Below are 25608 nucleotides of genomic sequence, written 5' to 3' on the forward strand. Positions count from 1 at the left end.
GATGGCGCTCTAGCCCTGCGATGAGCCAGCAGGCGCTCGTGCCGTCCGCTGCCGCCGCGAGGTGAATGCGCCTTCCGGTAGTAAGTGATGATACGCCAAGATAAGACTTTTTTATCTTGTTTGCCTATTATATCATGACACACTAATTTTAGCATGTCTTTTTTGCTTACAAGTCAAAAAATTGTCTGAAAAACACTTCTTGCCACCCAACGAGCGGAATGAGGTTTGGCAAGCTACACGCCCCCTTGTGCTGCCAAAAACCGGTTGCCGCCCCTGATCAGGAGCGGCAACCGGGTCAGAACGCTGCGAAGCGCCTGCTAGCGCTGAATGATCGGCACCAGCACCCGATAGGTGAATTGCAGCGCCGGACTGTGCAAGGCAAACTCGTTGCGACTGCCGCCAGTTTCAATCTCGACCAGCCAGTAGTGATAGCTCACGTTCGGCTGGGCCGTGCGATCGAGCCACTGGTAGCTCGCGCCGCCGCCGGCGCTGCCCTGCGCCGGGATCGGCGTCGCCACGATCGGCACCGCATCCGCCCGGTTGCCGCTCGCGCTGCGCAAGATCACGAAGCCGAGCGTATCCCGTTCGCTGCCCGTCACCCAGCGCAGTAGCACGCCGTTGCTCTGCCGCTCGGCGGTGAAGCTGAGCAGCGTGATCGCGGTCGGCGGCGCGCGGTGGATGCCTGCCCACCAACTGAGGTCATTCTGGCCGCTGGTGAGCATGAAGACCTGCGTGCGTTGCGTGTTCGGGTCAACATCGCTGTCGCTCCCGCTATCGCTGCCCTGACCTTGCGGGCTAAACACCCATCCCTCTGGCAGACCAAACTCGATGTAGTAGTTCCCCGGCGGCAGTTCTGTAAACAGATAGCTGCCGTCGCTGCCGGTCACAACCGTGCCAACCAGTGTGCCGTCAGACCGGTACAGCCTGACCGTGACCCCGCTAACGCCCTCCTCACCCGACTCGGCAATGCCGTTGGCGTTGAGGTCGTTCCAGACCCGGTTGCCCACGCTGGCCGGCTGGAAGATGCCGAAGTCGATGGTCAGGTTGCTGTCGCGCCCGTCGCCATCAACGGCTGTATCCGGCTCGCTATCAGGCCGCAGCTCGATCACGCCGCTGACGATGTTGAAGTCCGAGCCGGCATCGGCCTGCCGTGTGCCGTTATCGTCGTTGTCGCGATCGTTGTTGGCGTTAGGCGCCGGCTCATACGGCCCAGCCGTTAGCGAGAAGTCGCCAGTGCTGCTGCGGTAGCCGGGCCAGAAGCCGTCGATGCCGAACTGCCACCCCGGCAAGACCACGAAGTAGTTGCCTTGCGGCAAGCCGGTAAAGCGGTAATTGCCATTGCTATCCGTCCACGTGGTGGCAACCAGTTGATCGGCTGCATCCCACACTCCGTTACCGTTGCTGTCGCGGTAGAGCCGGACTTGCACGCTGCTCGCGCCGCTCTCGCCGCTATCCACCACGCCGTTGTTGTTGGTATCGACCCAGACCAGATTGCCGAGGCTCAACAACGGATACAGACCGGCATCGCGCGACAGATCGTTCTGGCCTCTGACGAGGTCAAAGACCGCCGTTTCACCGCCGCTCGTGATGACATCACTATCAGCGGTGTCATCGCTGCCTTGATCGGCCGGACTGAAGGTTAATCCAGCCGGAATGCCGCTAAAGGTCAGCCGGTAGCTGCCCGGCGGCAAGTTATCAAAGAGGTAATCACCGTTGCTGTCGGTGGTCGTGCTCAGATCAACCGGGTTGCCGTCAATGTCGGTACCGGTCAGGCGCACGGTCACGCCTTCGATCCCGCGCTCACCGCTGTCTTGCACGCCGTTGCCGTTGGCATCCAGCCAGACGCGATTGCCCACGCTGGCCGGCAAGAGCAGACCGGCGTCCCAATCCCAAGCGATCGTGCCGCTCTCGAGCGAGAAGACGGCGGTCACGCCGGTGACCGGATCGGCATCCGAGTCGAGCGTGTCATCAGCGCCTTGATCGGCAGCGGTGAAGCGCGCCCCCGCCGGCAATTCGCTGAAGACCAGATAGTAGTCACCCGGCAGCAGATCGGTAAACTCGTAGAAGCCATTGCTATCGGTGAGCTGCGTCGCCACCTCGACATCGTCAGCCGTGCCGGCAATGCCGTCAGCGCCAACGTAGTAGAGGGTGACGCGCACATTCGCCACTCCCGGCTCTTCGGTGTCTTGGACGCCATTGCCATCGCGATCGCTCCAGACCAGATCACCCACCACCGCCGGCCGGAAGATGCCGAAGTCGATGGTCAGGTTGCTGTCGCGCCCATCGCCATCAACGGCTGTATCCGGCTCGCTGTTGGGCCGCAGCTCGATCACGCCGCTGACGATGTTGAAGTCCGAGCCGGCATCGGCCTGCCGCGTGCCGTTATCGTCGTTGTCGAGATCGGTATTGGCGTCGGGCGCTGGCTCGTATGGCCCAGCCGTCAGCGAGAACGCACCGGTGCTGCTGCGGTAGCCGTACCAGAACCCGTCGATGCCGAATTGCCATCCCGGCAAGACCACGAAGTAGTTGCCTTGCGGCAAGCCGGTGAAGCGGTAATTGCCATTGCTATCCGTCCACATGGTGGCAACCAGTTGATCGGCTGCATCCCACGCTCCGTTGCCGTTGCTGTCGCGGTAGAGCCGGACTTGCACGCTGCCCGCGCCGCTCTCGCCGCTATCCACCACACCGTTGTTGTTAGTATCGACCCAGACCAGATTGCCGAGGCTCAACAACGGATAGAGACCGGCATCACGCGACAGATCGCTCTGGCCGCTGGTGAGGGCAAAGACATCGGTGGCGCCGCCGCTGGTGATGACATCACTATCAGCGGTATCATCGCCGCCTTGATCGGCCGGACTGAAGGTTAATCCAGCCGGAATATCGCTAAAGGTTAGCCGGTAGCTGCCCGGCGGCAGGTTATCAAAGAGGTATTCACCGTTGCTATCGGTGGTCGTCGTGCGGCTGACATCATCCGCTGTGCCGAACACGCCATCCGGCCCGGCCCCGGTCAGGGTGACGGTCACGCCACTGATACCGGGTTCGCCGGCATCTTGCACGCCATCGCCGTTCACATCGCGCCAGACGTAGTTGCCAACGCTGGCCGGCTGGTAGAGACCCGCGTCCCACGTGAGGTCGCTCTGACCACTGACCAACGTGAAGGTAGCCGTGCGGCCAGTGGTTTGATTGGCGTCCGAATCGACCGCGTTATTACTGCCCTGATCAGCCGCCGTGAAGACATAGCCGCTGGGCAGGTTGCTGAAGACGATGTAGTACTCGCCGGGCACGAGGTTGGTGATGCTGTAGGAGCCATCGGGCGCGGTCGTCGCCGTCCCCGCCACGGAGTTGTCGCTCGCGCGGTAGAGGGTCACGGTCACGCCGCCAATTCCCGGCTCGCCGGTGTCTTGCACCCCGTTGCCGTTCAGGTCTTCCCAGACGTAGTTGCCGATGCTGGCCGGCTGATAGAGACCAGCATCCCACGTCAGGTCTTCCTCGCCTGACACCAACACGGTCGCGCTCATCGCGCCGGTGGTTGGGTCAGCATCCGAATCCACCGCATCATCCGTACCTTGATTGGCTGCGGTGAATTCATAGCCGCTCGGCAGCGCCACCGTCACCGTGTAGGTACCCGGTGCGAGCCCGTCGAACAGGTAGAAGCCATTACTGTCCGTGGTCGTGCTGAGATTGACCGCCACCCCCGCGCCGGTCGTCCCGCTCAGCGTCACCGTCACGTTCGCCACTCCCGGCTCGCCAGCGTCTTGCACCCCGTTGCCGTTCAGGTCGTCCCAGACCAAGTTGCCGATGCTAGCCGCGCCGAACAGACCGGCGTCCCACGTGAGGTCTTCTTCGCCCGACGTGAGCGTCGTGCTCGGCATTGCCCCGCTGGCGTCTGCGTCTGAGTCGAGCGCATCATCACCACCCTGATTAGGCACGGTGAAGGCGTCATTCGGCGGCGCGATCACAGTGATGGCGTACTCACCCGGTGCAAGGTCATCGAACCGGTAGCGGCCATCGCTATCGGTGAAGGTGGTGCGATTAACTGCGACACCTGCACCAGTTGTCCCGCTCAGCCGCACTTCCACATTGGCCACGCCGAGCTCGCCGGCGTCTTGCACGCCGTTGCCGTTAGAGTCGCGCCAGACCCGGTCGCCGATGCTGGCCGGCTGGTAGAGACCGGCGTCCCACGTCAGGTCGGCTTCACCCGACACCAACCCGGTCGCGCTCATCGCGCCGGTGGTTGGGTCGGCATCCGAATCCACCGCATCATCCGCACCCTGATTGGCCGCGGTGAATTCATAGCCGCTCGGGCGCACCACCGTCACCGTGTACGTGCCCGGCGCGAGACCATCAAACAGGTAGAGGCCACTACCGTTCGTGGTCGTGGTGCGGTTGACCGTTACCCCCGCGCCAGTGGTGCCGTTCAGCGTCACCGTCACGTTCGCTACCCCCGGCTCGCCGGTGTCTTGCACCCCGTTGCCGTTCAGGTCGTTCCAGACGTAGTTACCGATGCTGGCCGGCTGGTAGAGACCGGCGTCCCACGTCAGGTCAGCTTCGCCCGACACCAACTCGGTTGCGCTCATCGCGCCGGTGGCGGGGTTCACCACATCCGAGTCCACCGCATCATCCGTACCCTGATTGGCCGCGGTGAATTCATACCCGCTCGGACGCACCACCGTCACCGTGTACGTGCCCGGTGCGAGATTATCGAACAGGTAGAAGCCATTACTGTCCGTAGTCGTGCTCCGATTGACCGCCACCCCTGCGCCGGTCGTGCCGCTCAGGGTGACTGTCACGTTCGCCACTCCCGGCTCGCCGGTGTCTTGCACCCCGTTGCCGTTGGTGTCGTCCCAGACGTAGTTGCCGATACTGGCCGGCTGGTAGAGACCCGCGTCCCACATCAGGTCTTCCTCGCCCGACTCCAACACGGTCGCGCTCATCGCGCCGGTGGTTGGGTCGGCATCCGAATCCACCGCATCATCCGCACCCTGATTCGCCGCGGTGAATTCATAGCCGCTCGGCCGCGCCACCGTCACCGTGTACGTGCCCGGCGCGAGGTTATCGAACAGGTAGAAGCCACTGCTATCCGTGGTTGTGCTGAGATTGACCGTCACCCCCGCGCCGGTCGTGCCGCTCAGCGTCACCGTCACGCCGGTGATTCCGGTCGTGCCGTCGTTCTGGATGCCGTCGCCATTCACATCCAGCCACACGTAGTTGCCGATGCTGGCTGGCCGGTATGCACCCGCATCCCACGTCAGGTCGGTCTGGCCGCTGACCAGCGTGAAGTTGGCGGTGCGTCCGGTCGTCGGGTTGGCGTCCGAGTCGAGCGCGTTATCGCCCTGATCCGCCGCGGTGAAGACGTAGCCGCTGGGCAGGTTGCTAAAGACCACATAGTACTCGCCGGGCAAGAGACCGGTGATGCTGTAGGAGCCATCGGCCGCAGTCGTAGCCGTCCCAGCCACCGAGTCATCGCTCGCGCGGTAGAGGGTCACGGTCACGCCGGGGATTCCCGGTTCGCCGGTATCTTGCCGGCCGTTGCCGTTGCGATCTTCCCAGACGAAGTTGCCGACGCTGGCCCGGTTGAAGACACCCATATCCCACGTTGGGTCGTTATCGCCGGCAGCCAGCGCGATCACCACCGTCTGGCGGGTGACCGGATCGGCGTCGCTGTCGATCGTGTTGTCGCTGCCCTGATCTGGCGGGCTGACATCGGTGTAGCCAGTGGGCAGGGCAAAGCGGACGTAGTAGTTGCCGGGGATCAAGTAGCTGAAGCCGTAGATCCCGCTGGCATCGGTAGTCGTGGTCGCTACGAGCGCATCATCACCGCCGCCGATCTGACCATCAGCGCCGGCGCTGTACAGCTCGACGGTCACGCCGCTAATGCCGAGTTCACCGCTCTCTTGCAGGCCATTGGCGTTCACATCGTGCCAGACTCGGTCGCCGAGACGGGCATGGCGGAAGAAGCCGAAGTCAACCGTCAGGTTGCCGTTGTCGCCATCGCCGTCGATTGCGATTGGCGGCTCGCTGCCGCGGGTAAGCGTGATCGGCAGGCTATCGACGTTGCCACTGGCGCCGGTCGTGCCGTTGTCGTCGTTATCGACGTTATTGTCGGGATCGGGCGTTAAATCACCCTCGTAGGCGCCGGTCGAGCTGCCGTTTGTGCCGGTGCTCGAGACAAAGCCGGCCAACGGTTGGCCCGTCGCGAACTGGCTGGCCGGAATGCGCACAATGTAGTTACCTTCGATCAGGTCGCTGAAGGTGTAGAGACCGCCGCCTGCCGTGGTGGTGAAGGCGACGAACTCACCCGCCTCGGCCTGACCGTTGCCATTGCTGTCGAGGTACAACTCGACCCGCACGCCGTTGATGCCCGTTTCACCGGTCTCGAACAGACCGTTGTTGTTCACGTCGTTCCACACCAGATTACCGAGCGTCAACGGCTCGAAGAAGCCGAAGTCGAGGGTCAGGTTGCCGTTGGCGTCATCGCCGTCGTTGGTCGGCTCGAACGACGGGTTGAGCGTGATCGGCCGGCTGACCACACCACCGCCGGGCACGTCAGTGCCGTTGTCGTCGTTATCAAGGTTGTTGTCCGGATCGGGCGCCGGCTCATAGAGGCCAGTTGCCGCGCCATTGGCGCCAGTGCTCGAACGGTGGCGGTAGAGCGGCTGGCCCAGCGTGAAATTGCTCTCTGGGATGACCACGATGTAGTCACCCTGCTCAAGGCCGGTGAAGAGGTAGTTGCCGCTGGGATCAGTGGTCGTGAAGGTAACGAACTCGCCAGTATCAGGCTGGCTATTGCCGTTGCTATCGCGGTAGAGTTCGACCCGCACGCCGGGGATGCCATTCTCGCCGCTATCCACCACGCCGTTGTCGTTGCTGTCGTACCAGACCAAATTGCCTAGCGTGAGCCGCGGGTAGAGACCGAGATCCCACGTCAGGTCGTTGTTATTGGTTGCGCCGAGCGTGATCGTCGCAGTGCGCAAGGTCGCCGGATCGACATCCGAGTCGACTGCATTATTCGTTCCCTGATCAAGCGGGCTAATAGCGTACTGGGCCGGAATGTTGCTAAAGACTAGATAGTAGGAACCGTCGATCAGTCGGTCGAAGAGATAGCTCGTCACCGCCGCCGTCGAAGTGCGCGTAATCGGCTGGATGCCCGGCGTCACCGGATCGCCGTCGAGCGGCTGGTTGGTCGTGGCATCGTAGATCGTGATCGTCACCCCGGCGATGTTGGTGGTTTCGCCGGCGTCCTGAATCCCGTTGCCGTTCACATCGAGCCAGACCCGATCGCCGATTTGGGCTTCGTCGAACAGGCCGAAGTCAATGGTCAGGTTACTGTTAACGTCGATCGCCGGGTTTGTAATGCCGGTAGGCAAGGCGGTATCGGTCTCGCTAGTCGGCATTGAACCAACCCGCACCGTGAAATCCGGACTGCGTTCATTGGTGCTGCTGGCAACCGCCGTACCGTTGTCGTTGTTATCAGTGGCGTCAGTATCCGGATCGAGACCCGGCTCGTAGGGGCCGGTCGCCATGCCATTGATGCCCGTGCTCGACACCAGCGTCCCGTCCGAAACCACTTGAATGGCATACGTGCCGCCATCACGCAAACCGCCGAAGAAGTAGCGGCCGCCATTGCTGGTGTTGAAGAAAGCAATAACGGTGGTAAGTTCGGCTCCCTCCAGCACGCCATTGCCGTCGGCATCGTAGAGCAACTGCACCTCAATCCCATCAGCGCCAACCTCGCCAGCATCCACAATGCCATTGTTGTTGGCATCGATCCACACCCGGTTACCAACAGTCAAGCTATAAAAGCCGAAGTCAACCGTCAAGTTGGTGTTGCTGTCGCCATCTTCAGTGGTCGGTTCACCGTCAACGCTCAGCGTGACAGCCCTGCTCACAACCGGCGCTGAACTGTTTGTCATCACTCCCACATTCGGCCCGATACCGTTGTCGTCATTATCAACATTATCATCAGGATCGGGCGTGCCGTCGCTGTCGTTGGCATTGCCGCCATCGCTGCTGCGGAAGAAGCGCAACGCGTTGCCGGCGCCAAAGTTGCTCGCCGGAATGACGACGAGGTAGTCGCCGGGGGCAAGGTTGTCGAAGCGATAGAGACCGCCGCCGGTAGTGTTCATCGCAGTCACCAGCGTATCAGTGCCGGCATCGTAGGCTCCGTTGCCGTTGGTATCGCGATAGAGCTGCACCGTCACGCCATCGATGCCGGGTTCGCCAGTATCAACCGTGCGGTTGTTGTTGTAGTCGTGCCAGACGAAGTTGCCCAACGCCAGCGGGCGGAAGAAGCCGAAGTCAACCGTCAGGTTGCCGTTATTGCCGTCGCCGTCGTTGGTTGGCTCATCTTGCGAGCGCAGGGTAATCAGGGCCGCGCGCACATTGCCACTGCCGTCGGTGGTGCCGTTGTCGTCGTTATCGACGTTATTATCGGGATCGGGTGTCGCCGCACCCTCGTAAGGGCCAGTGGCGCTGCCATTGGTGCCGGTGCTGGAACGGAAGGCCGGCATAGTACCGCTCGGCCCCAGCACCCCGCCGGCAGCGAAGTTACTGGCCGGGATCTCGACCAGATAGTTACCCGGATCAAGGTCGGCAAAGGCATAGAACCCGCCGCCGCTGGTAGTGGTTGTCGCCACCGGCGTATTCTCAGCGGGATCGATCGCGCCGTTGCGATTAGCGTCGTAGTACAGATTGACGGTCACGCCGTCAATGCCGCTTTCGCCGCCATCGAGCAGGCCGTTGTTATTCACATCGTTCCAGACCCGGTTGCCGAGGTTGACCAATTGGTAGAGACCGGCGTCCCACCTCTGGTCACTCTGGCCGGCAACCAGCGTGATCAACGCAGTTGCGCCACTCGTCCGGTCGGGATCGCTATCGGTTGCGTCGTTGCCACCCTGATCGCGCGGACTGCGCACATACCCAGTTGGCAGGTCGAAGACCAGATAGTAGTTATTTGCCGGGATCAGGTAGTTAAAGCCATAGATCCCAGAAGTATTGGTCGTGGTAGTGGCGATGAGGCTATCGCCGGCGCTTGGCAGACCATCACCATCGCTATCACGGTAGAGCCGCACCGTCACCCCGCTAATCCCCGTCTCGTCACCGCCGTTCTGCACGCCGTTGGCGTCGCGGTCGAACCAGACCAGATTGCCGAGGCTGGCCGGGCGGAAAAGGCCGAAGTCAACCGTTAGGTTACTGTTCTCGTTGCGGGCCGGGTCACTGATCGCAGGGGGCAGCGGATTGGTCTCACCGGTTGGTTCGGTGCTGGGCCGCAAGCGCACGATCGAGCTGCGGACAACGCTGCCGCTCTGGGTACCGTTATCGTCACTATCGGTACTGTCGGTATCGGCATCGGGCGCCGGCTCGAAGGGGCCGCTGGCGCTGCCGTTAGTACCAGTGCTCGAAACATAGCCGCTCGGCAAGACTACCTCAACCAGATAGTCGCCTTGCTCTAAGCCGCTGAACAGGTAGTAGCCGCCGTTGCTGGTCGTCGTGGTCGCCACCGGCGTGGTCTCGCCGGAGTCGTTGACATCGCCGTCACCGTTAAGGTCACGGTAGAGGCGGACTTGCACGTTATCGAGCCCGCTCTCGCCGGTATCGAGGAGGCCGTTGTTATTCACATCGTTCCACACCCGGTTGCCCAGCGAGAGGAGCTGGTAGAGACCGGCGTCCCATGCCAGATCGTTCTCGCCCGACTCCAGATCGATCGTGATCGTCGTCGCGGTTGCTGCCACGCCGGTAGGCACGTCCGAGTCGGTCGCGTCGGTCGCTGCCGCCGCATCACCCACCGTAAAGGCGTAGCCAGCCGGGCGAGTAAAGCGGACGCGGTAGAGGCCGGGTTGCAGATCGGCAAAGCCGTAGCTGCCGCTACCATTAGTGGTGGTCGTCGCCAGCGTATCGTCGGCGGTGCCAAAGGTGCGGTCGCGGCCAGCCCCAATGAGTGCAACGGTTACATTATTGAAGCCGGGTTCGCCTGCCTCTTGCACACCGTTGCCATTGAGGTCTTCCCAGACCAAATCACCCAAGCTGGCCGGAATGACCAGACCGGCATCCCATGTCAGATCATTCTCACCCGACTCAAGCGTAGTGGCGATCATCACGCCGCTGGCGTCAGCATCGCTATCATTGGCATCGGTCGCGCCGGCCACTTCGGCGGCAGTAATGTCGCGGTAGGTAAACCGCTCGCCGCTCGGCGCGGTAACGGTGATCTGGTACGTACCCGGCGCAAGATCGGTGAAGCTGTAGAGGCCGCCGCCAGCAGTGGTAGTGGTCTGGCTAACCGCCACACCTGCGCCGGTCGTTCCGGTTAGTGTCACCGTAACACCATTAATCCCGGTTTCACCGGCGTCTTGCAGACCATTGCCGTTGGTATCGCGCCAGACGTAGTTGCCGATGCTGGCTGGCCGGTAGAGACCGGCGTCCCACGTCAGGTCTTCTTCACCCGATTCGAGCGTGGTGGCTGCCATCACGCCGCTGGCATCGGCGTCAGAGTCACCCAGATCATCACCCTGATTGGCGGCGGTGAAGACATAGCCAGATGGCGCCGTGACGCTGACGGTGTACGTACCCGGCACGAGGTTCGCGAAGAGATAGAAGCCGTTCGCATCGGTTTGCTGCGACAACGAAACCAGATTGCCGTCGCCAGTGGTGCCGTTTAGCGTCACCGTCACATTGGACATCGCCGGCTCGCCGGCATCTTGGCGGCCATTGCCGTTGCGGTCTTCCCAAACGAAGTTGCCGATGCGCGCCAACTGGTAGAGACCAAGGTCGTACTGCGGGTTATTGCCCGACACCGGTGTAAACGGCGCGGTCTCAAAGCTGCTGTTGGCGTCGCTGTCGAGCTGATCGTCCGTACCGCGATCCTGCGGACTACGGAAGTAGCCGGTTGGAATCTCGCTGAAGCGGATGCGATACGTGCCGGGGAAGAGGTGCGTGAACTGGTAGAGACCGTTCAGATCGGTATAAGTCACATCGAGCACCGTGCCGTCGCTGTCGCGCAGCAACTCGACCCGCACGCCGGGCACGCCATCAGTCTCGCCAGCGTCTTGAATACCATTCGCGTTGCGGTCGATCCAGACCCGATCGCCGACCGTGATCGTCTCGAAGATACCGGCGTCAACGGTCAGGTTGGTCTCATTGGAAGCAAGCCGGATAATGCCGGTGCGCCCGTCGAGTGGGTTGGCATCGCTATCGAGCGCATCGTCGCTGCCCTGATCAGCGCGGGTGAACGAACGATCGGCGGGCAGATTGCTAAAGACAACGTAGTATTCACCCGGCAGCAGGTTCGTGAACAGGTAGAGGCCGTTGCTATCGGTATTCTGTGTCGCTACCAGCGTGCCGTTGAGGGTGTACAAGCTGACCGTCACACCCGCCACTCCGGTTTCGCCACTATCCTGAATCCCGTTCACATTGGCGTCGAACCAGACGTAGTTGCCGAGGCTGGCCGGGTTGAGCACACCCATATCGAGGGTGAGATTAACCGCGCTCGACGCCAACTCAACAATCGGCGTGCGCCGGTTGTTATCAACGTCGCTGTTGGTCTCGTCGGTCGCCGCAGCCGCGTCGCGCGGGCTCAGCAAGCTGTAGCCGGGAGCCACGCCGAACTGGACGAAGTAGCGGCCGGGCATCAAGTTATCAAAGCGGTAGAAACCATTGCTATCGGTGGCCGTACTAGCAACCAGCACATCATCGCCAGTGCCGGCCAACCCGTCGGGGCCGGGTTGGTAGAGCGACACCGGCACGCCGGACACGCCGGGTTCGCCGCCGTCTTGGCGACCATTGCCATTGATATCGTGCCACACCCGATCGCCAATGCTGGCCAACTGGTAGAGGCCAAGATCCCAGCGCAGATCGTTCTCGCCGGCGCTCAGGGTGGTCTGCACCGTCAAGAAGGTATTTGGATCAACATCCGAGTCCGCATTATCGTTTCCACCCTGATCCTGCGGGCTAACGATAAAGCTAGCGGGCACAACGAAGCGCAGATAGTAATCGCCGGCCAACAGATTGTCAAAGCGGTAGAGGCCATCAACATCAGTGACGGTGGTATTGAGTACATTACCTGCGCCGTCGTAGAGCACGACTTGCACGCCGGGCACGCCGGCCGTCTCGTTGGCATCCTGAATGCCGTTGGCGTTGAGATCGAGCCAAACCCGATCGCCGATGCTGGCGGTCGGCACGATGCCGAAGTCCCACGTTGGATCATTCTCACCCGGATCGAGCGTGGTCGCAGCCGTCTGGCGCGTGACCGGATCGGCGTCGCTGTCGAGCGTATCATCCGTCCCCTGATTTTGCGGGCTCGCGCGGTAGCCGCTCGGCAGGCTAAACTCAACGTAGTAATCGGCAGGAATGAGATTGGTAAAGGTGTAGAGGCCGCTGCTATTGGTGGTGGTGGTCGCCACCGGCACGCTGCTGCCGGGCCGGTAGAGGCGCACCGTCACCCCGCTCACTCCCGGTTCGCCGGCATCTTGGATGCCGTTATTGTTGGTATCGCTCCATACCCGGTCGCCGATGGTGGCGAAGACGAATACCCCCATATCCCAATTGGGATCGTTCTGGCCGGGCGCGAGATTGATCAGCGCGGTGCGGCGGGTGGTGCGATCAGCATCGCTATCGGCGGCATCATCCGCACCTTGATCAGTTGCTGTCACTGCATACCCAGCCGGCGGCGGGCCAAACTGGACGAAGTAGCGGCCGGGGGGCAGGTTGGTGAAGCTGTAGTTGCCGTTGCTATCGGTCGTGGTCGTCGCCACCAACTCATCATCGGCAGTGCCGGCAACGCCATCGTAGCCGGGCCGGTAGAGGCTCACCTCTACCCCGCTCACTCCCGGCTCGCCAGCATCTTGGATGCCGTTGTAATTGAGATCATTCCAGACCCGATCGCCAAGGCTGGCCGGCGTCGCCACCAAACCGGCATCCCAGCGCAGGTCGGTCTGATTGGCAGCCAGCGTAATCACCGTCGTGAGACCGGTCGCGTCAGCATCGCTATCGAGGGCATCGTTCGCCCCCTGATCGGGCGTGGTGAAGCTATAGCCGGCAGGCAATCCGCTAAAGCGCACCCGGTAGGTACCGGCGTTCAGCCCGGTGAAGCCATAACGGCCAGCGCCATCGGTGACGGTGGTGGTCGGTTGCACGCCGGGAGTCGCCGGATCGCTATCAATCGGATTGCCGCTGCCATCGAGCAGCTCAACCGTCACGCCGGCCACGCCGGGTTCACCGGCATCTTGGATGCCGTTATTGTTGGTATCGAACCACACCCGATCGCCCAGCGCCGCGCCACGGATAAAGCCGAAATCGAGGGTCTGGTTGCCGTTAGCATCATCACCGTCGTTCACCGGCTCGCCGCCCGCCGAGAGCGTAATCGGCAACGAGCGCACAACGCCGCCGATCAGATCACCGTTGTCGTCGTGGTCAACATCGTTATCGGGATCAGGCGCCGGATCATTGCCGCTGCTGGTGCGCATGCCGAACAGCGCACCGCCGGGGGCGAAGTTGCTGTCATCAACCACCACAATGTAGTTGCCGGCGGCCAAATTGGTGAACTGGTAATAGCCGGCTTCACCGCCGACCGTCATCGTCACCGAGCTGCCGACATGCTCGCCGGGATCAGGCTGGCCATTGTTGTTGAAATCGCGGAACAGGCTCAACGACACGCCATTAATGCCGGTCTCGCCATTGGCCGGCTCGTAGCGGCCATCGTTATCGCGGTCGTACCAGACTCGATTGCCTAGCCGGAGTGTGCCGGACGGCGCGATCAGACCGGCGTCGCGGCTGCGGTCAAGCTGATTCGCCGCGAGAGAAAAGACCCCTGTGCGACCGGTTGCCGGGTTAGCGTCTGAGTCGGCCTCGTCGTTGCTGCCGGCATCAGCCGTGGTGAAGGTAAAGCCGGCGGGCAAGACAAATTCGATGTAGTAATTGCCGGGATTGAGGTTACTGAAAATGTAGTAACCGGGATTGCCAAGGAAATCGTCGGCGGTAACGGTCGTCGCCACCAGCGAATTATCCGAGCGATAGAGGCGCACGGTCACGCCATTCACGCCATCGCCGGGAGGTTCATCTTGAATCCCGTTGCCATTGCGGTCGATCCAGACATAATTGCCAACCGCGGTCACCGTCACCAAACCGACGTCCCACGTATTATCGTTCTCGCCTGCGACCAACTCGGTCACAGCGCTATAGCGGCTCACCGGATCAATATCCGAATCGATAGCGTCATTCGCTCCCACATTAGGGGTGGTAAAGCCATAGCCGGCCGGCGGCGTCACGCGGATATAGTAATTGCCGGGCGGAATATCAGCCGGATCAGAGAAGAGATAGAACCCGGGATTGCCGTCATTATCCGGGCCAGAGATGGTAAAGCCAACCCAGCGATCGCCAGCGCTGGGGCCGGTGATGCCGTCATTATCCTGATAGAAATCGATCCGGGCGCCATTGACACCCACCTCACCGAGGTCTTGGATCCCGTTGAGATTCGCGTCGAGCCAGACATAGTTGCCGTAAGAGGGCGGCAACACCGCTCCTCGCCGGATGCCGACGCGCGGCGGCTCGGCGGCCAGCAACGGGTTGCCATTGATATCGGTGGCGCGATAGCCAAAGGTATTCCAAGCCACCTCGCCGGGAGTGCCGCCAACCGGCGCACGCATCGGCCACGTAATCACCACTGAGTCTTGCGGATAGAGAATCCGGCTGCCGAAATTGATCCGGATCGAGCGCACAGTGGTAATATCAGCCGGCAACGAGGTTGACCATTGCGGATCGACGCAGCCGGGTGAGTCGATGGGATTACCGTCTACATCAGCTAGACCGAGATCAGGATTCCGGCATGGATTATTAGTCGTGCTGTAATAGACCGTCGCGCCGTCGGGCACGCTAATCGGGCCGGCCAAATACGGCTGCCACTCGCTTTCGCGTGGATCGTTGAAACGCACCACGCCAACATCGCCAACCCACGGCAAAATATCGATCAGCACCAGATTGGTCAGCGCGACCGAATTGGTATTAGTAATAATCAACTGGTAATCGGCCATGCCGCCGGGAGTAGTTTGGCCAATGTCAGGATCATACGACCATGCCGTATCGAGCTGGCCCATCACTAGCTTGAGCGAGCTGGCATTCGCCGCTGCGGCCAGACTCAGACTAGCAATCGACGACGAGCAGAGCAATTCGGTGATATTGCCGTCACCGTCAACATCAAACGTATCAGGATTTTGCTGGCTACAGCGATCGATAAAGATCTCGCCGGGCGGGTTGGCAAAGCTCGCCAGCGAAGCGGTATTGTTGACCGTGCCGGTCAAGGTGCGCGGATCAATCCGGGCGCGGAAGCGCAGGGTAAACGCGGCATTCGGCGGCAAGCTATAGCTATCCCAACGCCAGCGCAGCAGCGTGCGACCAGTGCCGTTGTAATTCGGGATGGTCTCGAAGACCGGATCAGGCGCGCCGGACGGGCGCGACACGACCGACCAACTGCCGGGCACATAACTCAGGCTCGTCACCAGCAAATCGGCCAACACCGGATTCACCAGCGCCGCCGCCGGCGTCCCAACCTGCTCATTCTGCAATGTAATCGTATACTCTACCGTATCACCCGAATAGGCGATCGCGGGATTAACCGACTTGGTGACAATCGCGCGCGCACCGGGTTCGATAATGCGAGTGCGCGCTTCGCTCACCCGCGTAGAGGTAAAACCATTGAAGGTATAGGCGCTGGTTGCCTGATTGACGATCACCGCATTGACCGGGTTAGCGGTGACAATAGCGCTGAAATTGTGGCCGGTAGCGCTGAAGCCGAACGGCAACGGATCGAGATAGCGCCAGCGAATAGCCGTAATCTGCTCGCCGGGGGCTAAGGTCAGCGTCGCACAACCACCGCCGGTCGTCGGCGCGATATTAACGCAGCTCGTAGTGGTAAAGGGGCTGCCGGGAACGCCGGCAAAGGTTGAGTTGAGATTCGTCGTATATTCGAGCGCCACCCGGACACCAGAGACATTCCCGCCGCCGGCGGTGATGCGCGTCACCTGCAACTCCGGCGGCACCGGATCGGTAATCACCACATCGTTCAGCGCCGTGGTGCCGGTATTCACCGCGCTGAGGGTATAGGTCACGGTATCGCCAATCAATGCCGAATCTGGGCCGCTCTTGCTCGCACCCAACCCGGGGGTAGGCGGCTGGATGCGACGCACATCGTCGTCGGTCAAGGTCAACGTCACCGAACCAGCCTGCGCCGTGACATCCATCACATTCCGCACCTGCGTGCCAACCGGAAACGAGGCCGAAGGGAAGATCACCGTCACAGTCCGGGTGGCGCAGAGACTACCCGGTACGGTCAGGTTGGTCACCGGCCACGTCACGGTATTCGTCACATTATTATAGGTACCGCCATTGGAGGCGCTCTCAAAGGTCACGCCAGCAGGCAGGGTATCAACTATTTGGACATTGGTCAGATTGAGCGAACCAGAGCCATTATTCGGAATACAAACCTGCAACTGGTAGGTCGTCGGCACATCAGGCGCGCCGCCGGAAACGAAGGTCTTGGTCGCGACTGCGCGCGGTTCGGCGCGGGCCGTAATCGTCAATGAGTTCGAGAGGCGCGGCGGCGCGGTAGTCGCGCGCATCTCGGCGCGGAGGGTCGCCGTCGTGCCATCGGGGGTGGTACCGGCGGGGAAGCGCACCCGCAGTTCGAGCCGGCCGGAATCACCAGCGGCCAGCGGCGCATTAAATGCCCACGTCACGGTGCGCGTTGCCGGATTGTACGAGGGTGACGTTCCAGCGCCAAGGGCTTGGACATCACCAGCGCCGCCGGCCAATTCGGGCGGGATCACGACCGTGACGGTGGCATTTTCGCACGGCGTATTGAGCACGCTCGAACAGCTATAGTCAACATTAATCACCGACCAATCGCCGCTATTCACCACCGGGAAATTGGTGCTGAGCACGACGTTGACGGTCGCGTTAGCGAAGGCAACATCAGGCCGCAAGCTGACAAAGGCTACAGCCATGATCAACAACAAACTGAGGATGGAACGGCGAACGGTAGCAAATTGATGTGCCATGAGCGTAGCCTCTTATAGACAACTGGTGCTATGACGATAACGGCGATACCCTTCGGCAGTAGCCGAAAGCCGACCGAAAGGTCTTGCGATAGTATACAACCTACGACGAACAGGTGTATTACCAGAAGGACATCGCGATGGTAACTATTAAAACCCCGTCTTCTGGCAACACCTAATTGTTGCGAAATAGCAGCGGTAAATAAGGTGCACAAGCGCTGCATTTTGATCCGACTACTAGCGCGAATACCGGCGCGATCGGCAAAGGCATATCGACATACGTTGTCCAGCACGACACAATCAACTCTGCTACCGAATCACTAGCGATGTGTGAACGGAATCCATACTTGAGAGGACGCACCGCAGCATCTACAGCACGAGATGCTTTAGCAGCAGTCGCGGATTATCTCTTAAACCGCTAAGACCTGCGCCGCAGCATACGGACTGGTTGCGTATGCCCATGTTGAGATGAAACTCTGAAACATCCCCATACCGTGATGCTTCAGCCGCCGCCGCGGGTTCTCATGCCTTCTTGAACGGGACCAGATAGCGTCGAAGGCTTAGATGCAGTTTGCCCAGTAGATGCTAGATCGATTGGCGCAACTATTTTATCTCTGTGTAGAGAGTCCACAACCAGCAATCACACCATCAGCAACACAAATAGTATCAACTGCCATGCAATTGATAGTAATACTCATTCAATCCAAACTCGACGATATTCCTAGGCATTTCAGAGACATCTAATAGAGTTACCCTCGCCAAACGCCCCAAATAAGGTACATATATGCAAAATTTTGAGGTTGACAAGCGATTGCACAATTTTTACAAATATTGCACATGCCTGTAATATATGCTATACTCGCTGCGAAAAGAACATTCCGAATGCCTCCATTATCTACAGTGATCGCTTGCCGCGTCTGCCAACAGCGAGTTAGTCGTTGTACCCGGAAAAAGTAGTACGCAATCTGCGCTACAGGTTTATTCGCCTCATCTAACCAACTAGAAAGGTGTGCGTGATGGGTCTGCTCCGTTTCGCCGTCAAAACCTTTCGCCTCTCGCTGATGCGGGTAGGCGCCGGATGGATGTTCGCGCTCTTGACGTTCAACTTCAACCGGGTCACGATTGCCGACCTCGGCGCGATGGCGGTTATTGTCACCACCCTGATCGGCCTGCACCACTTCATCTCGTTCTTCCAAGTGTATTGGGGCCGCTTCACCGACCGCTACCCCATCTTCGGTCTCCGGCGCACCCCTTACGTCATCTTGTCAAATATCGGCGCAGCGTTAATTTTCATGGCGCTGCCGAGCATTGCGGTCGGGCTTGGCGAACGCTCACTAGTGGCAACGATCGAGGCATTCGCGTTGATCTTCCTCTTTGGCGTGTTGATGGCAATGAACGGCAGCTCGTCGAACGCCCTGATCGCCGAAGTGACGACGCCGAAAGAGCGCGGCGCGGTGGTAGCGTTTATTTGGGCAACAGTGATTATCAGCGGAATCGTCTCGGCCGGCGTATCGCGCGTGATTATGCCGCAATACTCGCCCGAGTCGATGCAATATCTTTACAACCTGACTCCGATCATTGTGACAGTGACGGTCTTGCTAGGTGTGCTTGGTCTTGAGAAACCGATCACGCCGGAGGAGCACCGTAAGCTGCTGCTAGCTGCACCAGAAAAGGGTGAGGCCGGCCCGCTGGAGACGTGGCGGGCAGCAACCGGCTTGATGGGGCGCAACCCGCAGGTGCGCGGCTTCTTCCTCTTCGTGCTGTTGGCGATTATGGGCATCTTCTTACAGGATGCCATTCTCGAGCCGTTTGGCGCTGAAGTCTTTGGCATGCCCCAAAAAGACACCGCCGCCTTCCAGCAGATGTGGGGCGCCGGCGCGCTGCTCGGCATGCTGGGCATCGGGATTTTGTCGAGCATCTTCCCCATCCAGAAGAAGACGATTGCGACCCTCGGCGGTCTTGGAGTTGCTGGCGGCTTGGCTATGCTTATGATTTCTGCGCTTAGCCATCACCGCGAGATCATCAATCCGGCATTGGTCATTATGGGCTTGGGCATCGGCCTGTTCAATGTCGGCGCTCTGGCAATGATGATGGAGATGACCGTTGAAGGTCAGACCGGTCTCTACATGGGCATGTGGGGTATGGCGCAGGGTCTTGGCAACGGCTTTGCGAACGTGATTAGCGGCTTGGGCCATACGGTGATGATCGAGGGCGGCATCGTGTCGCCGGCGGTCGGTTACGGGCTTGTCTTTGGCCTCGAAGCCTTGCTGATGGTGACCGCGATCGGCATCTTGCGCGGCATCTCGGTGCAGGAGTTCAAGGGTCTGACGCGGCAAGAGATTACGACTGCATTGGCAATGGATACCGCTTCGTAAGGTGTGATTGAAAAAACCTATCAGCCCGCGCCAATGGAAAGACATAGCCGATATGGCTATTGAGATTACCTTCGATAAGATTGCTAGCGTCTACGACGCACAACGCGCACACCCACCCGAAGCAGCCATCGCCATCGGACAAGCCATCGTTGTCCAGACCGGTAATGGCGCGAGTATCCTTGAGATTGGGATCGGCAGTGGCCGGATAGCTCTTCCCGTCGCTGCCGCTGGTGCAGATGTGATCGGGATCGACGTTTCGGGCGGGATGTTAGCAACCGCGCGAGAACGAGCCAAGGAAGCCGGCTTGCCGCTCTGGCTGATCAAAGCCGATGCGCAAGCGTTACCCTTCGCTGATGGCGTCTTCGATGCCGTACTGGCCGTCCACGTGTTGCACCTGCTGCCAGATTGGCGAGCGGCGCTGGCCGAGATGGTGCGGGTAGTGAAGCCGGGCGGGGCGATTATCCAAGGGGTTGACTGGCGCGATCCAGCTTCGTGCGTTGGCATGCTGCGCGGGCAATTGCGGCAAGCAGTGATGGATTTGTTGCCCGGCGCGCGACCGCCCGGCGCTGGCGCAGCCGTGACCCAACACCTTGCCAAACTCGGCGCGCCGGCGGGCGAACCGATCGAGGCCGCGCGCTGGCAGCGCACGATCAGTCCGGCTGAGGTGATTGCCGGGATGGCCGCCCGGATTGACGCCGAGACATGGGCGCTGAGCGATGAGGTGCTGGCGGCGGCGATTGAGCGCGTGCAGGCGTGGGCCAACCAGCAATGGCCCGATTTGAACGAACCGCAGGTGGTTGAACACCGGTTTTTGCTGACGATCAGCCGGGCCGGCGCAAAACTGCCGGCGCAGGGAGAATAAAGCGGAGGGATGTCATGTACACTCCCGAACAATTGGAGCGGCGCAACCGATCGCCGTGGACAAAAGCCCAGTTTATTCTGGCCCCGATTCAGTTTATCGTTTTTATTATCAGTTTTGCGCTGGTTATCCGGTATCTGGCTACCGGTGAGGGGTACTGGATCGCAACCATCAGCGTCTGGATCAAGATTGCGCTGATTTGGGCGCTGACCATCACCGGCATGCTGTGGGAACACGATATCTACGGCAAATACTTCATGGCACCCGAATTCTTCTGGGAAGACTTGGGCAATCTGATTGCCATCATTACCCATAACGCCTATTTCGTGGCGGTATGGCTTAATCTTGATAGCCGCACCGTGATGTGGGTGATGGTCTTTGCCTATGTCACCTATTTGTTCAACGCCGGCCAATTCCTCTGGCGCGGGATCCGTTCGGCCAAAGAACGGCGCTTGTTACAGGCGCAATTGCAGGCGCAATCAGCAGGCGCGGCGAAGTCGCAATAGTAACGATGAGGTTGAAGGCATAGCTCGAAGTTGGCTGTGTCACTGAGCAACGATTACGCTGCGGCGTACTAGAAAGCGGATCGACTGTATGCCGATCAAGTCACGAGCAGTAGTTATTCCAAAGCGAAACACGATTGAGATTCGCACGGTGCAGGTTAATGAACCAAAAGCCGGTGATGTGCTGATCAAGACTGCCTTTACGTCGATTAGCGCCGGTACCGAACGGATGTTGCTTGATGGCCGGCTGCCCCAACCACAACTGCTCTTCCCGGTTGTGCCCGGCTACGAGACGGTTGGGCAGGTGGTGCAGGTTGGTAGTAAAGCACCGAAAGAATTGCTCGGTCAATGGGTGTATATCGGCGGTGCCCGCTGCTTCCGCGGCGTCAATGCGGCCTGGGGTGGACAGAGTGAGTACATTACCGCCGAACACGAACGAGTTGTGCCGCTTGGTTCGCTCGACCCGGCCACCGGGGTGTTGCTGGCTCTGGCCGCCACAGCACTGCACGGTATCAAAATCGGCCAGATTCGCCGCAGTGATCGGGTGCTGGTTTTGGGGCAGGGCATTGTCGGTCAACTGGCAGCCCGCCTGGCAAAATATGCCGGTGCTCAGCACGTGGCCGTCGCCGACCGGGTGGCAGTACGCTTGCAAGCCAGTCAGGCCGACCAGGTTATCGATGTTACCCGTGAGTCGCTTGACGAAGCTATCGGCGAAGCCAAGGTTGATGTGCTGATCGAGGCCACCGGCTCGATGGGTGCCTTGTCGGGAGCATTACCGCTCCTGGCTAACCACGGGCGAGTCGTGTTATTGGGCTACTACGACCACATCAACATTCCCTACGCACCGGTATTTATGCGTGAGGCGCAGATTCTGGTTGCGCGCGAGTGGGAATTCGGCCCTGATGGTGATCTGCCGCGGGTACGCGATTTGCTGGCTAATGGCGACTTGAAGGTTGATGGTCTGTTAACCCATCACGTCCCGCTCGACCGCATTCAGGCTGCTTATCGCCTGGCCCTGGAAGACCCGGCCTGTTTGAAGGTTGTTGTCACGTGGCCGCAAAACGGTACCGACGCAGCGTAGTACTCACTCGCCAAGGAGCAATGCGCATCAGCCTGGAAAGAGAGATGGCTTTATGCCCGCCCATCCAAAAACGAAACAACCAGGTTCAACAGCACGAATGCTCGCCGTCTACGGCAAAGGCGGCATGGGAAAATCATTCTTCACCACCAATCTGGTAAGCAAGCTGGCCCTGTTGGGAAATCGCGTGCTTCAGCTCGGTTGCGATCCCAAACACGATAGTTGCAATGCCCTGTTCGGCGGTATCAGTCTGCCAACACTCGGTGATGTCTGGCGCGAGTTCAAAGAAGCCGGGCGCGAAGAGGAGCTGGCCGCCCATCACGTCATCTTTAAGACCACCATCATGAATGGTGCGGCAACTGTCTATGGCTGTGAGATTGGCGGGCCGGAAGTAGGACGTGGCTGTGGTGGACGTGGAATCACGTTCGGCTTTGATATGCTCGAAAAGTTCGGCCTCAGCCAATGGGCGCTTGACTATGTGGTGATGGATTTTCTCGGCGATGTGGTCTGTGGTGGGTTTGCAACACCCCTCTCACGTTCACTGGCTGAAGAGGTCATCATTCTCTGCGGGAACGACCGGCAAAGCCTCTACGCTGCCAACAACATTGCCAGCGCGGCCAAATACTTCGCCAGCATGGGTGGGCGCACCAAACTGCTGGGGCTGGTGGTCAATCGCGACGACGGTAGCGGTGTGGCGGCCCGCTTCGCCGAAAAGATCAATCTGCCGGTACTGGCCAGCATTCCCCTGGATCGCAAAGTGCGCGAATTGGCCGATGCCTGTCAGTTAGCTTTGCAAGAGCCGCGTTTTGATGCTCTCTTTGACCGACTGGCGCGTCAGATCATCGACCGCACGTTGCCGACGGTCAAGATGGAAGAGGTACAACCTCTTCCATACAAAGAATTTCTCAGCGTCTTTGGAGCCGAAGAGCCAGATATTACGCCGACCGGAGCGACCGCTGAAGAATTGTTCGGTGACCACCAGGTACGCCAGCCGGCACCGGTGATCACGCTTGGCCTGATGGAGCGAGCGGTCGGCGAGAAGCCAGAGATGGATGCCCCAACCCGGCTGGTTGTCACCCGGTTGCTCAAAGAATTGGGTATGTACGTCACCGAAGCCAACCACGATCCGAAGAAGGGCATGACGCTAACGATTGATGGGCATACGACGGTGTGCATAGGTAACACCGACGATCTGGACAGCAAGATTGCCATCCTGGCGGCCTTGCAGCGTTCAGGAGAGCCGTTCCGCTACGTTGATCTGCGCCGACCGGCCAGCCCGTTCTACCGGTAAGCGGGCGCAGCATTGTAACCGCAGGTTGGATGATGGAGGTGGGCAATGTGGCTACGCCTTGCCAGACAAACCACTGAGTATCGGGTCGCGCCGCTCAGGTTACGGATACGCTGGTGGATCGAGGGATGGATATGGCGCTGGGGCCAAACTGCGGCGGCACTGAACGCGGAAAGCCCCGATTTACAAAACCCGTGGTGGAGGCGCTGATGAGTGAAAACGACGAAATCCCCGATCTGAAACTGCTCAATCGCCTCCTGGTGGAACGGATGCGGGTCAAACGGCGACCGGTCGCGATCACCTATTGTTACGATGGGCCACCACCGGGATACGAGCCGGTCAATGTGGTGGCGTGTGCGATTGTCCGCGAAGCCGAACAGGGGCGGCGCGTGTATGTTGATGCAAACCACCACGACTGTTGGGTAGGGCAGTACCACCTCGGTTTCAATCCTGATCCGGGGCCGTACATTACCCAGGGTATCTATCTGACCGATGCGCAGGGCTTTTATACACCGGAAGCCGCGGCGTGCAATAAACAGCAAAGCTACTCGTTACCGGCAGGGATGATCAAGGCACTGGCGGCGGCACCACTTGACGACGTACCAGATGGAGTACCGGTTGATCTGATGGTCTGTGTGGTTGATCCACAACGGGCAATGCAGATCGCCGGTGCAGCCAGTGTGCGCATCGGGACATTTCCGGTCGGTGAGTTGGGTGCCAGTGCGTGTGCCTCAATTTTTGCTGCACCCTGGCACACCAAAAATTCAGTGTTTGCCATTGGTGACGGCGGCGGACGAATGCATAATCGGCTCGATCCGAGTGAAATGTTCGTTTCCATCCCGCGATCACATTTGCGCTACGTGGTAGAATTAATAGAGAACTTCCGCATCGACCCGCAGAAGATGCGCGAGGTGATCATGCCGTCGTATGCCGCAAAGGCAAAACAGCCGCGAGAGGAGTGAACACTATGCCAAGCGGACTCGGTGAAGCCACTCAAATGATCGGTCCGTTGACGCCGGCCATCCTGTGTTGGGCCTGTTTAATTCTGACCGTCCTTGGCCTTGGTCTCACGTTCCTGTGGACGAACGTCACCGCCTTTGCGCGCCGCACGCGCAGCGGGCGCAAGCCGGCAGCGGGATCGGTGGTCAAGTCGCAGCGTTAATCCGGCCCACAGCGGGATCACGGCACGCCCGTCGCGCATTTGTGATCGGGTTGTTATTGTCTATCCCGCCTGATTCGGGTTTCATGGGTTGGGCGGGCCTATGCCCGCCCATTCATTTTGCAAAGGTGCTGCGCAATGAACAAAGAACACGACCAAGCCGTCGAAACAACCGAACCGTCAACTAACGGGCAAACCCCACCGCCCACCAATGCTCCGGTTCCGCCGTATCCGTTTGTCGCAATTGTTGGCCAAGCTGAATTGAAGTTAGCCTTGTTGCTGTGTGTGGTCAATCCGACGATTGGCGGCGTGATGGTGATGGGCCATCGCGGCACCGCGAAATCGACTGCAGTGCGCGCCTTGGCCGCGATGTTGCCGCCAATTAAAGCGGTGGCCGGTTGTCCCTACTCGTGCGCACCCGACCGCACCGCCGGATTGTGCGACCAGTGCCGGGCAGTGCCGAATCAAGCCGGCAAGCCGAAAAAGCCGAGTGTGATCAGCATTCCGGTGCCAGTGGTTGACCTGCCGCTCGGCGCGACCGAAGATCGGGTCTGTGGCACTCTTGATATTGAGCGAGCGTTGACCCAAGGCGTGCAAGCGTTTGCCCCCGGCCTGCTGGCCCGTGCCAACCGCGGCTTCCTGTATATTGATGAAGTCAACCTGCTCGAAGACCATCTGGTTGACGTGTTGCTCGACGTGGCCGCATCAGGCGTGAACGTGGTCGAACGCGAAGGGGTGAGTGTGCGCCACCCGGCTCGCTTTGTGCTGGTGGGTTCAGGCAACCCTGAAGAGGGCGATCTGCGTCCGCAATTGCTCGACCGTTTCGGTCTGCATGCGCGCATTACCACCATCACCGATGTCAACGAGCGGGTCGAAATCGTCAAACGGCGGCGCGAATACGATGCCGATCCGTTTGCGTTCGCCGAGAAGTGGGCGAAAGAGACGCAAAAATTGCAGCGGAAGATCAAGCAGGCCCAACGCCGCCTGCCCGATGTGGTCTTGCCCGATCCAGTGCTGTACAAGATTGCCGAACTGTGCGTCAAGCTTGAGGTTGATGGTCACCGCGGCGAACTGACCTTGGCCCGCACGGCGACCGCGCTGGCCGCACTCGAGGGACACAACGAGGTGAACGTGAACGACGTCCGCCGGATTGCGGTGCTGGCGCTGCGCCACCGGCTGCGCAAAGATCCGTTGGAGACGCAAGACGATGCGGTGCGGATCGAGCGGGCGGTGGAAGAGGTGTTGGTACCGTAACTGGGCAGACCCTGCTGAGAGTGGAATGCAGCAGGCATCGCAGGCGCTTGCGC

General features: G+C 60.2%; 9 protein-coding genes. 8 read left to right on the top strand and 1 reads right to left on the bottom strand.

Translation table 11 applies throughout. The annotated features are described in order from the left end of the window. Positions 1-317: 317 nt before the first annotated feature. A complete protein-coding gene (locus tag A6A03_RS12115) occupies positions 318-17042 on the bottom strand; it encodes an SdrD B-like domain-containing protein (RefSeq protein WP_066788537.1) in 16725 nt (5574 codons plus the stop codon). Positions 17043-18055: 1013 nt separating this feature from the next. Between A6A03_RS12115 and A6A03_RS12120 the strand changes: the two genes are divergently transcribed. The 8 genes from A6A03_RS12120 to bchI all read left to right on the top strand — a co-directional run bounded on the left by A6A03_RS12120 (position 18056) and on the right by bchI (position 25555). Next, on the top strand, positions 18056-19414 hold the full coding sequence (locus A6A03_RS12120) for a BCD family MFS transporter (RefSeq protein WP_066788540.1): 1359 nt from the start codon (positions 18056-18058) through the stop codon (positions 19412-19414). 52 nt (positions 19415-19466) lie between these two features. Next, on the top strand, positions 19467-20276 hold the full coding sequence (locus A6A03_RS12125) for a class I SAM-dependent methyltransferase (protein WP_066788543.1): 810 nt from the start codon (positions 19467-19469) through the stop codon (positions 20274-20276). A gap of 14 nt (positions 20277-20290) precedes the next feature. Beyond that, complete coding sequence (gene bchF / locus A6A03_RS12130) at positions 20291-20779, top strand: 2-vinyl bacteriochlorophyllide hydratase (RefSeq protein WP_066788547.1); 489 nt, start codon at positions 20291-20293, stop codon at positions 20777-20779. A gap of 88 nt (positions 20780-20867) precedes the next feature. Beyond that, a complete protein-coding gene (locus A6A03_RS12135) occupies positions 20868-21857 on the top strand; it encodes a zinc-binding dehydrogenase (RefSeq protein ID WP_012256322.1) in 990 nt (329 codons plus the stop codon). Between the two features lie 52 nt (positions 21858-21909). Further along, the gene (locus A6A03_RS12140; protein WP_012660438.1) at positions 21910-23145 is read left to right on the top strand and encodes a chlorophyllide a reductase iron protein subunit X; all 1236 of its coding nucleotides are present in this window, start codon (positions 21910-21912) and stop codon (positions 23143-23145) included. Between the two features lie 125 nt (positions 23146-23270). Further along, the gene (locus A6A03_RS12145; RefSeq protein ID WP_245668969.1) at positions 23271-24104 is read left to right on the top strand and encodes a DUF169 domain-containing protein; all 834 of its coding nucleotides are present in this window, start codon (positions 23271-23273) and stop codon (positions 24102-24104) included. Between the two features lie 5 nt (positions 24105-24109). Then, positions 24110-24304 (top strand): hypothetical protein, encoded by a 195-nt coding sequence (locus A6A03_RS12150; protein WP_066788550.1) that lies wholly within the window; start codon positions 24110-24112, stop codon positions 24302-24304. 135 nt (positions 24305-24439) lie between these two features. Next, the gene (gene bchI, locus A6A03_RS12155) at positions 24440-25555 is read left to right on the top strand and encodes a magnesium chelatase ATPase subunit I (RefSeq protein ID WP_066788554.1); all 1116 of its coding nucleotides are present in this window, start codon (positions 24440-24442) and stop codon (positions 25553-25555) included. Positions 25556-25608: the final 53 nt, after the last annotated feature.

It is taken from the genome of Chloroflexus islandicus, from assembly GCF_001650695.1.
GTDB lineage: Bacteria > Chloroflexota > Chloroflexia > Chloroflexales > Chloroflexaceae > Chloroflexus > Chloroflexus islandicus.